The organism is Arthrobacter sp. BK1 (assembly GCF_056680055.1).
In genome coordinates, this window is the sequence record NZ_CM155263.1 from 716,258 (window position 1) to 729,197 (window position 12,940).

General features: G+C 65.9%; 14 protein-coding genes. 1 reads left to right on the top strand and 13 read right to left on the bottom strand.

The annotated features are described in order from the left end of the window. Window positions 1–9: 9 nt before the first annotated feature. From AC1MCA_RS03210 to dxr, 10 genes are all read right to left on the bottom strand, one after another. Complete coding sequence (locus AC1MCA_RS03210) at window positions 10–1,818, bottom strand: proline--tRNA ligase (protein WP_479801166.1); 1,809 nt, start codon at window positions 1,816–1,818, stop codon at window positions 10–12. A gap of 397 nt (window positions 1,819–2,215) precedes the next feature. After that, the gene (locus AC1MCA_RS03215; RefSeq protein ID WP_479803272.1) at window positions 2,216–3,106 is read right to left on the bottom strand and encodes a GNAT family N-acetyltransferase; all 891 of its coding nucleotides are present in this window, start codon (window positions 3,104–3,106) and stop codon (window positions 2,216–2,218) included. Next, the gene (ispG, locus tag AC1MCA_RS03220; protein WP_108600185.1) at window positions 3,069–4,235 is read right to left on the bottom strand and encodes a flavodoxin-dependent (E)-4-hydroxy-3-methylbut-2-enyl-diphosphate synthase; all 1,167 of its coding nucleotides are present in this window, start codon (window positions 4,233–4,235) and stop codon (window positions 3,069–3,071) included. Before ispG ends, AC1MCA_RS03215 begins: the two co-directional genes overlap by 38 nt. Before the next feature lie 49 nt (window positions 4,236–4,284). Further along, a complete protein-coding gene (locus tag AC1MCA_RS03225) occupies window positions 4,285–4,578 on the bottom strand; it encodes a YciI family protein (RefSeq protein ID WP_479801167.1) in 294 nt (97 codons plus the stop codon). A 58-nt stretch (window positions 4,579–4,636) separates the two neighbouring features. After that, window positions 4,637–5,176 carry a hypothetical protein gene (locus tag AC1MCA_RS03230; protein WP_479801168.1) on the bottom strand — a complete coding sequence of 180 codons (540 nt, stop codon included), beginning with the start codon at window positions 5,174–5,176 and terminating at the stop codon, window positions 4,637–4,639. Further along, window positions 5,173–5,838 carry a MarR family transcriptional regulator gene (locus AC1MCA_RS03235; protein WP_479801169.1) on the bottom strand — a complete coding sequence of 222 codons (666 nt, stop codon included), beginning with the start codon at window positions 5,836–5,838 and terminating at the stop codon, window positions 5,173–5,175. Before AC1MCA_RS03235 ends, AC1MCA_RS03230 begins: the two co-directional genes overlap by 4 nt. Before the next feature lie 113 nt (window positions 5,839–5,951). Beyond that, entirely contained in the window at window positions 5,952–6,269 is a 318-nt protein-coding gene (locus AC1MCA_RS03240; protein WP_479803273.1) for a DUF4386 family protein, read from the bottom strand. Further along, entirely contained in the window at window positions 6,250–6,654 is a 405-nt protein-coding gene (locus tag AC1MCA_RS03245) for a hypothetical protein (RefSeq protein WP_479801170.1), read from the bottom strand. Before AC1MCA_RS03245 ends, AC1MCA_RS03240 begins: the two co-directional genes overlap by 20 nt. A gap of 71 nt (window positions 6,655–6,725) precedes the next feature. Beyond that, entirely contained in the window at window positions 6,726–8,057 is a 1,332-nt protein-coding gene (locus AC1MCA_RS03250) for a M50 family metallopeptidase (protein WP_108600647.1), read from the bottom strand. An 18-nt stretch (window positions 8,058–8,075) separates the two neighbouring features. After that, entirely contained in the window at window positions 8,076–9,260 is a 1,185-nt protein-coding gene (dxr, locus tag AC1MCA_RS03255; protein WP_479801171.1) for a 1-deoxy-D-xylulose-5-phosphate reductoisomerase, read from the bottom strand. 84 nt (window positions 9,261–9,344) lie between these two features. Between dxr and AC1MCA_RS03260 the strand changes: the two genes are divergently transcribed. Continuing rightward, window positions 9,345–10,817: a lipase maturation factor family protein gene (locus AC1MCA_RS03260; RefSeq protein ID WP_479801172.1), complete on the top strand. Its 1,473-nt coding sequence runs from the start codon at window positions 9,345–9,347 to the stop codon at window positions 10,815–10,817. On the opposite strand, the gene AC1MCA_RS03265 is transcribed toward AC1MCA_RS03260, so the two are convergent. The 3 genes from AC1MCA_RS03265 to AC1MCA_RS03275 are packed head-to-tail and all read right to left on the bottom strand — an operon-like array spanning window position 10,814 to window position 12,938. Then, a complete protein-coding gene (locus tag AC1MCA_RS03265; RefSeq protein WP_479801173.1) occupies window positions 10,814–11,653 on the bottom strand; it encodes an HpcH/HpaI aldolase/citrate lyase family protein in 840 nt (279 codons plus the stop codon). The two genes, AC1MCA_RS03260 and AC1MCA_RS03265, sit on opposite strands and share 4 nt — an antisense overlap. Beyond that, window positions 11,650–12,174 carry a MaoC family dehydratase gene (locus tag AC1MCA_RS03270; protein WP_479801174.1) on the bottom strand — a complete coding sequence of 175 codons (525 nt, stop codon included), beginning with the start codon at window positions 12,172–12,174 and terminating at the stop codon, window positions 11,650–11,652. The genes AC1MCA_RS03265 and AC1MCA_RS03270 overlap by 4 nt, the downstream gene beginning before the upstream one ends. Further along, complete coding sequence (locus tag AC1MCA_RS03275; protein ID WP_479801175.1) at window positions 12,171–12,938, bottom strand: CoA transferase subunit B; 768 nt, start codon at window positions 12,936–12,938, stop codon at window positions 12,171–12,173. The genes AC1MCA_RS03270 and AC1MCA_RS03275 overlap by 4 nt, the downstream gene beginning before the upstream one ends. Window positions 12,939–12,940: the final 2 nt, after the last annotated feature.

The window sequence follows — 12,940 nt, forward strand, 5'->3', positions numbered from 1 at the left end:
CGCCGCGGGTCAGCCGCGGACGGCGGTGACCACGTAGTCAACAGCCTTGTCCACAGGCACATTTTCCGCTTCGCCGCTGCGGCGGTCCTTGATCTCCACCACACCGTCCACCAGGCCCCTGCCAACGGCCAGGATGGTGGGGACCCCCACCAGTTCAGCATCGCCGAACTTCACACCCGGGGAAACCTTGGGACGGTCATCGTAGATGACGTCCAGGCCCGCGGCTTCAAGATCCATTGCGAGCTTCTCGGCGGCGGCAAAGATCTCCTCGCCGCGGCCGACCGCCACGACGTGGACATCGGCCGGCGCGACGGCGCGGGGCCAGACAAGGCCCTTGTCGTCGTGGTTCGACTCTGCCAGGGCGGCCACGGCCCGGGTAACGCCCACACCGTAGGAGCCCATGGTGACCACGACCTGTTTGCCGTTCTGGTCAAGGACCTTCAGCTCCAGCGCCTCGGCGTACTTGCGGCCGAGCTGGAAGATGTGGCCCATCTCGATGCCGCGCGCGATTTCCAGCGGTCCCGAGCCGTCCGGGGCGGGATCGCCCTCGCGGACATCGGTGCATTCGATGACGCCGTCCCAGCCGAAGTCGCGGCCGGCCACGAGGCCGAACACGTGCTTGCCGGCCTCGTTGGCGCCGGTGACCCATGCCGTGCCGCTGACAACGCGGGGATCGACCAGGTACAGCAGCTTGGTGGCGCTCTCATTGCCGAGGAGCGGTTCAGCCAGTGACAGACCCGGGCCCAGGTAACCCTTGACGATCAGGGGCTGCTTCTTGAGGTCGTCGTCGTTGGCTGCTTCCAGCCCGATCTCGCCGGCGATGGGCAGGTAGCGCCCGATGTTGGCTTCCACGCGCTTCAGGTCCACTCCGCGGTCGCCCGGCAGGCCGATGACAACCAGTTGGCGTTCACCAGTGGGCAGGGTGACGGCGAGGACCACGTTCTTGAGGGTGTCGGCGCCGGTCCAGGCACCGCCGTCGGCCTCTGACCGGGGAGCGATCTCATTTGCTGCCGCCACAAGAGTCTCAATGGTGGGGGTGTCCGGGGTGTCCAGGACCTCCGCAGCAGGGGCAGCGGTGAAGTCGATGTCTGCCGGGACCACCGTGGTGACGGCCTCGACGTTCGCTGCGTAACCGCCCGCGGACCTTACGAAGGTGTCCTCGCCGACCTCGGTGGGGTGAAGGAATTCCTCGCTCTTGGAACCCCCCATGGCGCCGGCCGTAGCGGCGACGGGAATCACTTCCAGGCCCAAGCGGTCAAAGATGCGGATGTAGGCGGCGCGGTGTGCTGCGTAGCTGGCGTCCAGGCCGGCGTCGTCCACGTCGAAGGAGTAAGAATCCTTCATGATGAACTCGCGTCCGCGCAGCAGGCCTGCCCGGGGGCGCGCCTCGTCGCGGTACTTGTTCTGGATCTGGTAGAGGCTCAGGGGCAGGTCCTTGTAGGAGGAGTACAGGTCCTTGACCAGGAGCGTGAACATTTCCTCGTGGGTCGGGGCCAGCAGGTAGTCGGCACCCTTGCGGTCCTGGAGCCGGAACAGGCCCTCGCCATACTCGGTCCACCGGTTGGTGGCCTCATAGGGCTCGCGCGGCAGCAACGCCGGGAAGTGGACTTCCTGGGCGCCGATGGCTGCCATTTCCTCGCGGATGACGGCTTCGACCTTGCGGAGCACGCTGAGCCCCAGCGGCAGCCAGGTGTAGATGCCGGGCGCTGCGCGCCGGATGTAGCCGGCCCGCACCAGGAGCCGGTGGCTGGCCACCTCGGCGTCGACGGGATCTTCGCGCAGGGTGCGCAGGAAAAGCTGGGACAGTCTTGTGACCACGGGCGGGTATCCGTTTCTGGGGAATGGCTGCTGGAAAGCAGAGCCGGGCAATTCGTCTGGGTACTAATCTACCGGCAAGCAACGCCGATGCCCGCGGGACAGGGAGGGGCAACGTTTCCGGGGGGATGTCCCTGGACCGGGACGGCGAAGAGCCACGCCCGGGCTGCAAAGCCCCTGGCCCCCAAATCGGGCTGGTCATTGCGGCCGGGCGTGGCTCTTCTTGCCGTTTACGCCGTTGATAACTGGTGAGGACTGGTGAGACCGCCCACCCACTCCAGCGCAGCTAATCCGAACTTATGTGATAGCTGACACGTTGACAAGGGTTTTTCCATGTGAAGTTGGAGGCGGCACCATCAGTGGCTGACGCGGTTGACCGGACGCCGTGGCTGCAAGTGCGCTAGAAGAGAACAGTCGCGAAGGTGCCCACCTGGCGGAAGCCAACACGCTCGTAGGTGGACCGTGCCCGGAGGTTGAACCCGTTCACGTACAGGCTGGTCACCGGAGCGAGCTTCCTTGCGTGCTCCACCACTGCTGCCATGTAGCCGGCGCTCAGCCCCTGGCCGCGGTAGCCCGGGTTCATCCAGACGCCCTGGATCTGTGTGACGTCCGCCGTGACTGCGCCCAGCTCGGCCTTGAAGACCACTTCGCCTGTGCTGTTGATGTGTGCCAATGAGTGGCCCTGCCGTATGAGGCCTTCAACGCGGCGGCTGTAGAACTCCTTGCCGCCAAGGAAGGGCGAGTAGCCCACCTCTTCCTCGAACATGGCCGCGCAGGCCGGGAGGATCCTGTCGAAGTCGGCAAGCCGGCCCAGGGCGAGGTCCGTATTGGGTTCCACTGCGGGCGGGTGGTCAAGGGTCATGAGCGGCTGCTCGTCCCGCACTTCGTGGGCCGTGTGCCCGAGCCCTGCAAGCTCGGCATGGAGTGCAAGGACCTGCTCGGCGGGCCCGAATGCCGAGGCGAAGCGGCGTCCGGAACTGCTCGCCGCGGCTGCGACGAGGCCTGCGAAGCCGGGATCGAGCTCCACCGGAACCAGGTTGGCTCCGGTCCAGCAGGCACCCACGAGGATGCCGTCGTCGAAGACGCCCAGGACGGCAGCCCCGCCGCTGGTGGGCGCCGCCGTGCCTACGGACCTGAGGTGGGCCAGAATGAAGACATTGGCCACCGGGTCCTGTTGCGCGAGGTACCGGAGGGCAGGGGTGTCAGCGCCGGACAGGGCGCGGACTGCAATCCCCGCTTCTGCGGTGCCCGGCTTATGAGACGCTAACCACGGGGCTACCCTTGACAGCATCTTCGCCATCGGCCTCCCCCATTTCTTCAGCTATGCGCATGGCCTCTTCGATCAGTGTCTCAACAATCTCGCTTTCAGGCACGGTCTTGATGACTTCGCCCTTCACAAATATCTGGCCTTTGCCATTACCGGACGCCACGCCAAGATCAGCTTCGCGGGCTTCCCCTGGCCCGTTGACCACACAGCCCATGACGGCAACGCGCAGCGGGATCTCCATGCCCTCCAGGCCGGCGGTGACCTGCTCTGCCAGCGTGTAGACGTCCACCTGGGCGCGGCCGCAGGAGGGACAGGATACGATTTCGAGCTTGCGGGGGCGCAGGTTCAGCGACTGGAGAATCTGGTTGCCCACCTTGATTTCCTCCACCGGCGGGGCTGACAGCGAGACGCGGATGGTATCGCCGATGCCCCGCGAGAGAAGCGCCCCGAAGGCGGTGGCGGACTTGATGGTGCCCTGGAACGCCGGCCCGGCCTCGGTCACACCCAGGTGCAGCGGCCAGTCGCCCTGTTCGGCGAGCATTTCGTAGGCGGCCACCATGATGACGGGGTCATTGTGCTTGACCGAAATCTTGAAGTCGTTGAAGCCGTGTTCCTCGAACAGGGATGCTTCCCACACGGCGGATTCCACCAGCGCTTCCGGGGTGGCCTTGCCGTATTTCTTGAGGATGCCCGGCTCCAGCGACCCTGCGTTGATACCGATCCGGATCGAGGTGCCGTGGTCCTTCGCCGCGCGGGCGATCTCCTTGACCTGGTCATCGAACTTGCGGATGTTGCCCGGGTTCACGCGCACTGCCGCGCAGCCGGCCTCGATGGCCGCGAACACGTACTTGGGCTGGAAGTGGATATCGGCGATGACGGGGATCTGGGATTTCCGGGCGATGATCGGCAGCGCCTCGGCATCATCGGCAGACGGGCAGGCAACGCGCACGATGTCGCAGCCGGAGGCGGTGAGTTCCGCAATCTGCTGGAGGGTGGCGTTGATGTCCGTGGTGGGCGTGGTGGTCATGGACTGCACGCTGATGGGCGAGTCCGAGCCGACTCCGACCGAGCCCACTTTGATCTGGCGCGTCTTGCGGCGGGGGGCGAGGACGGGCGGCGGTGCTGACGGCATTCCCAGGCTGACCGAGGTCACGTGGACTCCTTGGGTAGGTGTGTTCGGGGGTGAAAGTGGTCCGAAGGAATCAGGACGCGTGAGCGGCGAGGATGCCGATCACGGGAGTCCATTCAGTGCTGCGGATGCCGGCGATGGTTCCCGCGGCGGCGAACGGGTCCTGCTTCAGGAGTTCATTCAGCGCGGCTTCGTCCTGGACCTTGAAGATCAGGAGGGCGCCGGCGCCGTCACCGTAGGGCCCGCTGGTCAACAGCCGGCCGTCTTCCGCGAGGCCGGCCAGCCAGGCGCGGTGCGCGGGGCGGTGCTCATCACGGACGGCGGAGGAATCGGCGGCGTAAACGTACTCAACGGCTAAAACAGTCATAAGGACACCCTATCCCCAGGGGCGGCCCGTCGCCGATCCTGATGTCCATGGCGGGCACTCAGCCCAGAAGGGAAACCTTGACGATGGCTGCTGTTCCCGCAGCCCAGAGCATCGACGTAAGTGTTCCGATGATGAACCGTTCCGCCGCCACCGGGGTCTCCTTCAGCTCGGCAAACCTGCCCAGTCCCTTGATGGCCACGATGTAGGCAATCGCCACGGGCTGTCCGGTGAGGATGGCCAGGCAGACGCCAAGGCGTTCGAGGACCCCGATGATCGCACCGCCCCGGAGGATCCGCTGGGCCGGGACCGGTGGTACCGGGTTCGGATCGTCCGACGCCGGCTGGCTGGCCCCCGTGGTCAGCTCGCCGTCCACCCTCTGCCCCGCTCCTGCATCCGAACCGCCGCCGGACCGGGGGGCCGGGAGGGTGTCCACCGTGACATCGGCTGAAGGATCCTGGGCTGCCGGGTCCGGATCCGTTCTCGTGGCGGCGTCAGCCTTGTCATCGATGGTCCTGGCGAGACGGAATACGAGGGAGGTCACGGGCCACCCCACGAATCCCGCCACAACCAGGGCAATGGTGATCCAGAGTGCGTTCACCGGTCTCCTTCAATGTGGGTTTGAGCGTAGTCCAGGAGCATGGCTGCAGCCGGCCTGGCTGCCCATTCTTCCGGCCAGCCCGAGCGGGCCACGGCACGGCTCACCGATTGCTCAGTTATTCCCAGGTCAAGGGCCACCTGTTTCTGGCTGCCGTGCCGTCCGTCCGCGCTTTGGAGCGCGCGGAGCCGATCGACTACGCGCCACTGGGCGTCTGTGCGTTGCTGCACCACGCGTCCGATCAGGCGAAGCACCGCCTGGGCATGTGCACTGGCCATGGATCCTTCCCCGGCTGAGGGAGAGGTTCCCCGTCCACGGCCCATGTTGCCGGACACCACTGACAATGGAACCTGGCTGGCCGCGCTCTTTGCCAGCTCGACTGCCTTCCGCGCCGCCACAAACCCGCTACCGTATCCTTCCCGCGGGCTGCCGCCCGGCGTCAGCTGCACAGTTCCAATACCGATACCCACATACCAGTAACCGCTCCGGAGTGCATGTAACGCGACCTCCACCACCTCGGCGGAATGTTCCACCACGCCCTGGAGCTCATCGCCTACGGACCGCTCAAACGGGGCGGAGGTCAGGCTGCGCAGGGCAGTGATGAACCCAGGGACCCTGTCGATGTCATGGGTGCTGCCGCGCTGGTCAATGGTCAGAACGTACATGGGATAACCGTACGCAGCTGATCCGCAATAATCAATCAAAAATAGCTGATTATTTAAAATCAGCCGAAAAAGGCTGACTTCAAACTATCACCCGGTAAAGAACTTGCCGGACATCAGACCGAACCCGTCGCCGTGAGTTGGGAGGTCGCAGCGATCTGCCGGGCTGCGCTCCAGGCGATCCACCCGCCCGCGACGGCCAGGACCAGCGCCCCCACAGACTGGGTTGGCAGGCTGCTGCCGGTAGTCGCCCGTCCCAGGACTGCACCCAGACCATAGAACAGCACTGTGCCGGCAGCCCACAGGGCCCCGGCCCAGCGCGGCAGCACGTTGGATCGCCAGACCGCGAGCCCCAGGACCAGGCTGCCGATGACCGCAAGCAGGAGCCCCAGCAGGAACGCCCAGGTCAGGGCGTCAGGGAATTCCAGCTGCATCACGTCCCGGTTTCCGGCCAGGTAGGCCTTTGCGATGGCGGGGGGTGGCGAAGGTGGAAATCACGGCCGGGACCAGCAGCAAAGCATTACCGGCGGCAGCAAGGACGAGCCCGGCCAGTGCCAGGCCCGCGGCCCGGCTGGTGGCCAGGAAACAGCCCAGGGCGAAGACGCCGAAGAGGGCCAGGATGGTGCCTCCGGTGCCGCCGATCAGATGACTGACCTGGTAGGAATCGGTGCTGACAAAGCGTGCCCAGGCTTCCGGGTCCTGCGCCTGGTCCGGCTGTGGGTCCAGGCTGGACCATGCGGTCAGCAGCCAGGAGACAGGGAGCGCCCACAATCCTGCCTGGATCCAGCGGCCGATCATCCGGGAATTCGACGTGCCCATATCTGATCGTATTTTCGGCGGCAATCACGCCAATAGGGCCATAAGACTCGCCTGCGCTCCCCCGCAGCCGCCTAACCGAACAGGTTCACTGGCTTCACGATGTCTGCGTAGATCAGCAGCGCACTCATGCCCATCAGCAAAGCCGCCACGACGTACGTCACGGGGAGTAGTTTGGCGATATCGAACGCGCCCGGATCCGGCTTCCCGAACAGCTTGGCCACACGCCGCCGTGCCCCCTCATAAAGCGCACCGGCCACATGGCCGCCGTCGAGCGGGAGCAGCGGGATGAGGTTAAAGACCGCGAGCGCAAAGTTCAGCCCGGCCAGCAAACCCACCAGGGCGCCCAGCCGGGACTGCAGCGGCACCTCTTCCATGGCCGCCACTTCGCCGGCCACACGGCCCACGCCGACCACGCTGATGGGGCCGTTGGGATCGCGCTCTTCCTCGCTGAACGCCGCCTTGGCAACACCGACCACGCGCGCCGGCAGGTTGAACACGACGCCGGCTACCTGCCTGATGTTTTCGCCCGCCATGGGCAGGACGGACGACGCCGGCTGGGCAACCAGTTCTGTCTTCGCGCCGATGCCCAGGAAACCGACGTCCTGGTACAGGAGGGTGCCGGCGTCGTCCTTGGCCTGCCGGCCGTCCACGCCCACCACGGGCCGTGCGGACAGCACCGGTGTCACCGTGGTGGTCACGGGGGCGCCGTCGCGTTGCACGGTGATGCTGACTTCCCGGCCGGCGGAGGCGCGGATCCATTCGGTCAACTGGTCCCAGCCGGTGACTGCTTTCCCGTCAAAGGCGGTCACTACGTCGTTGGGCAGGAGTCCGGCCGCGGCGGCCGGCGTCAGCCGGCAATCGGGCGAGTCCGGATCGACCGTCTCGCCTGCGGCCACCTGGCACTTGGAGACATCGGAGATGGTGGTGGTGGCCGTGGCCACGCCAAACCCCATCAGCAGGACCGCCGTCAGCACCACGCCGATCAGCAGGTTCATGGCGGGCCCGCCCAGCATAACGATGATCTTCTTCCACACGGGCAGCCGGTAGAACACGCGGTTGCCGTCCTCCGGGCCTACCTCCTCATGGGCCATGGACCGGGCTTCGGTGGCCAGGGTCTGGAACATGCCGGTGCTGGAGGGCCGGACCGAACCGTCGTCCTTGTTCGGCGGGTACATGCCGATCATGGACACGTAGCCGCCCAACGGAATGGCCTTCACTCCGTATTCGGTCTCACCCTTCCGCCGGGACCAAAGGGTGGGGCCGAAACCGATCATGTACTTGGTGACGCGCACCTTGAAAAGCTTGGCGGGCACGAGGTGCCCCACTTCGTGGAGCGCGATGGACACGGCTATGCCGATCGCCACGAAGACGACGCCGAGGATAAAAAGGATGACGGGACTCATGCGTGGATCTGCTGCTTCCTAGAGACTGCTGACTGCTAAACGTTCGTGGGCGCGCGCTCGTGCCCATTTTTCAGCATCCAGTACCGACTCCAGTGTCAGCCCGGAAGATCCTGAATGTTCGCTGAGGACAGCATCGATCGTGTCAACGATCCCGGTAAACCGGATGCGCCCGGCATGGAACGCCGTGACCGCTTCCTCGTTCGCGGCGTTGAAGACGGCCGGGAAGGTGCTCCCCTGCTTGGCAGCGTCCTTGGCCAGGTTCACCGCCGGGAAGGCCACGGAGTCCAGGGGTTCAAACGTCCAACTGGTTGCCTTGGTCCAGTCGCACGCAGCTGCGGCCTGGGGGACCCTGTCCGGCCAGCCCATGCCGAGGGCGATGGGCAGGCGCATATCCGGCGGGGAGGCCTGGGCGATCACTGACCCGTCAACGAACTGGACCATGGAATGGACCACGGACTGCGGGTGGACCACTACCTCGATCCGGTCCAGGGGTACGTCGAACAGCAGATGGGCTTCGATGAGCTCCAGGCCCTTGTTGACCAGCGTGGCCGAGTTCGTGGTGACCATCAGCCCCATGTCCCAGGTGGGATGCGCCAAAGCCTCTTTCGGGGACACGTCGTAGAGCTGTTCCCGCGTCCTGCCGCGGAAGGGCCCTCCCGATGCGGTCAGGATGAGTTTGTCCACCTCTTCCGCTGAACCGGACCGCAGGCACTGCGCTATGGCCGAGTGCTCCGAGTCAACCGGAACGATCTGGCCCTCCCGCGCTGCGGCCTTGACCAGCTCGCCGCCCACAATCAGTGATTCCTTGTTGGCCAGGGCCAGCGTTGCACCCGACTTCAGTGCCGCCAGCGTGGGGGCGAGTCCGATGGAACCGGTGATGCCGTTCAGGACCACATCGGCGTCCACCGCTGCGATCCGGGCTGAGGCGTCCGGGCCGGAAATGATTTCGGGCCGGTAGCCGTGCCGTCCCGCGCTCCGTGCAGCCTCGGCGATCAGGGTCTGAAGCCGCCGCGGATCCCCCGCGGCGATTCCCACCACGGGCACTTCGGTGTGGACGGCCTGGCGGGCCAGAAGCTCGAGGTTACCGCCGCCTGCGCTCAGTGCCACGACCTCGAAAAGGTGTGGGGCGCCGTCGACGACGTCTATCGCCTGGGTGCCGATGGAACCGGTGGATCCAAGGATGACGATTCTGCGTGGCTGCATGGGTTAAGTATCCCGCACGGCACGTATGGTCGGTTCCAGAACGGGAACTGGAGCCGCAGGACCGGCGGGCGTAACGTGGATTGCGTGGACTGGGTTGCCTGGTTCGATGCTCCGGAGTACGGATTCGCCCGGCAGGTGCTGCAACGGGGCGTGGCGGCGTTGTACTTTGTTGCGTTCCTGTCCACCCTGAACCAGTTCCCGGCGCTCCTGGGTGAGCGCGGCCTGCTGCCCGTCCCTGATTACCTGGAGAGTTTCAGCGCCCGGCGCCGGCCCACCCTTTTCCGGTGGCGGTATTCGGACCGGCTGCTGCGGGCGGTCTGCGTCGCCGGGCTCGCCATTTCCGCCCTCCTGGTAGCCGGTGTCCCCCAGCTGGGGCCGCCGTGGGTTCCCCTCATAGGTTTCCTGTCCTTGTGGCTGCTGTACATGTCGATCGTGAACGTGGGCCAGACCTTCTATGGTTTCGGCTGGGAGATGCTGCTGCTGGAGGCCGGCTTTACCGTGGCGTTCCTTGGCTCGGACCAGACAGAACCGCCCCGGACCATCCTGATCCTGGTGGCGTGGCTGGTGTTCCGGCTGGAGTTCGGTGCCGGGATGATCAAGATCCGCGGCGGCAGGGAATGGCGTGACCTGACTGCCCTTTACTACCACCACGAGACCCAGCCGATGCCCGGTCCGCTCAGCCGGCATGCGCACCTGCTGCCCAAACCTTTCCACCGGCTCGAAGTCCTGGGCAACCACTTCGCGCAGCTGGTGGTGCCCTTTTTCCTGTTCGCCCCGCAGCCCGTGGCGAGCGTGGCCGCAGGCATCATCATCTTCACCCAGCTGTGGCTGGTGGCCAGCGGCAACTTTGCCTGGCTGAATTGGATAGCGATTGTGTTGGCATTCTCCGCGGTAAGCGATCAGGCAGCGCATGCGGTGCTGCCCTTCCTGCCGTTGGACTGGCATCCGCTCGAAGGCAGCCGCGGGAATCCCCCGTACTGGCTCGCGATCACCCTGCTGGCGACGCTGCTGCTGGTGGTCCTGAGCTACTGGCCGCTGCGCAACCTCCTGTCCAGGCAACAGCTGATGAACGCGAGCTTCAACCGCTGGCAGCTGGTCAACACGTACGGTGCGTTCGGCACGGTGACCAAACAGCGGATAGAGATCGTGGTGGCAGGCACCCTGGACGGGGAGCCGGACGAGTCCGCCGACTGGCGCGAGTACGGGTTCAAGGGCAAGCCAGGGGATGTGCGCCGGCTCCCCCGCCAGTGGGCGCCATACCACCTTCGGCTGGACTGGCTGATGTGGTTCCTGCCGCTCCGCACGGTCCACGAGGAGTGGTTCTATGCCTTCCTCGCCAAACTGCTTGAGGCGGATCCACGGATCCTGCGGCTCCTGCGGACTGACCCGTTCGACGGCGAACCGCCGCACTGGGTGCGTGCCCGCAGCTACCTGTACCGTTTCGCCACCCGGGCAGAGTTCCGGAGGACCGGCGAGCGGTGGGTCAGGACGCAGCTGCATGAGGCAATCCCGCCGTTGTCGCTCCGGCGGACGCCGGGGCGCCGGCCTGCGCGCTAGCTGTGGATCCCGGCCCTGCGGATGGTTGCCTCGGCGTGCTTGAGGATGGGGCCGTCAATCATCTTCCCGTTGAACGCGAACACGCCCGAACCCGCCGAGGCAGCCGCCTTGAGCAACTCGGTGGCGGCCGCGACGTCGGCCTCCGACGGAGCGTAGGCACCCCGGACCACCGCCGCCTGGGTGGGGTGGATGCAGGCCTTGGAGCCGAACCCGGAGGCAACGGCGTCTGCGGCTTCGGCGGCCAGCCCCTCAAGGTCAGGGATGTTGACGTAGACCGCGTCCACGGCTGCCTTTCCGAACGCACGGGCGGCGATCAGGACGGCGGACCGGGCGTGCAAAGCAACAGCGCGGTAAACGCCGTCGTCCTTCCTGCTGGACGTACCGCCCAGGGACGCCAGGAGGTCCTCGGCCCCCCACATCAGGCCCACCACGTTGGGGACGGCAGCGATGGCGGGCGCATTGAGGATCCCGGCGGCGGTCTCGCACAGGGCAATGACGTTGTAGTCCCTGAGCGCTTCCAGCTGCCCGGCACTCTCGGCTTTGGCCAGCATCACGGTCTTGTAGGGCGTGTGGGCCAGGCAATGGAGGTCCTTCTCGAACTCATCCGTGCCCGCAGGATTGATCCTGATGATGGTGCGGCTGGGATCAAGTTCCGGCCCCTCGCCAACGGCCCCAAGCTGTGCAAGGATCGCGCCGCGGGCCCGCTGCTTGTCCGCAGGTGCCACCGCATCTTCGAGGTCCAGAATAACGGCGTCCGCCCGTTCAGAAGCTTTCTGGAACCGCTCGGGACGGTCGGCAGGGCAGAACAGCAGGGCAGGTCCCATCACAAACGTCATACAGCCATTGTCCCCTGTTGGCCCCCGGTTTGCTCCCCGGAATGTGCCTGTTGGGTCCACATCAGGCAGGTCCGTGTGGCCAGTGCCACCACGGTGCCGTCCTGGTTCCGGCCGGTGTGCCCCATGGTGACCAGTCCCTGGCCCGGGCGGGACGCAGAAAGGCGCTTCTGCGTAATCAGGGTCTCGGTATAGAGCGTGTCGCCGTGGTAGAGGGGGTGCGGGAAGGAAACATCGGTAAGGCCCAGCTGGGCGATGATGGTGCCTTGGGTGAGTTGGGTGACCGACTGCCCCACCATGGTGGACAGCGTGAACAGGGAGTTAACCAGCCTCTGGCCGAAAGGCTGGCCGGCGCTCCAGGCGGCGTCCAGGTGCAGCGGCTGGGTGTTCATGGTGAGGGTGGTGAAGAGGACGTTGTCCGTTTCCGTCACCGTGCGTCCGGGCCGGTGGGCGTAGAGCACGTCCTCCTCAAGCTCCTCGAAGTAGAGGCCGCGTTGTTCGATGATGCGCTGGCTGCCGCTCATACGGTGAGTTCCTGGTCTTCCTCAAAAAGCTCGGCACCGGTGGCGGCCGCCACGTCCTCCACGGACACGTTCGGCGCCAGTTCGCGGAGCACCAACCGGGAAGATCCCCCCTCGCGCACCACGTCGATAACGGCGAGGTCGGTGATGATCCGGTCCACGCAGGCCTTTCCGGTCAGCGGAAGGGAACACTGCTCCACGATCTTGGGCTTGCCGTTGCGGTCCACATGTTCCATCATCACGATCACCTTCTTGGCGCCGAAGACCAGGTCCATGGCGCCGCCCATGCCCTTGACCATCTTGCCGGGGATCATCCAGTTGGCCAGGTCCCCGTTGGCCGCTACTTCCATGGCGCCAAGCACCGCCACGTCCACGTGCCCGCCGCGGATCATGCCGAAGGAGGACGCGGAATCGAAGAAGGCCGCGCCTTTATTGACGGTGACGGTCTCCTTCCCGGCGTTGATGAGGTCGGGGTCCACCTGGTCCTCTTCCGGGTAGGGCCCGACGCCGAGGATCCCGTTCTCGGAGTGGAGCACCACTTCAACGCCCGCCGGGATGTAGTTGGGAATGAGGGTTGGCATGCCGATCCCCAGGTTGACATATTGGCCGTTGCTGAGCTCCTTGGCCACCCGGGCGGCCAGTTCGTTGCGGGTCCAGCCTTTGGTCTCGGGGTTGATGCCTTCGGGATGGCCGACGGCGGCGCGCCGGTACTCAGGACGGACGGCTTCCGGGCGGGGCGGGGCCCCCTGCGGGCTGGTGGACTCCATGG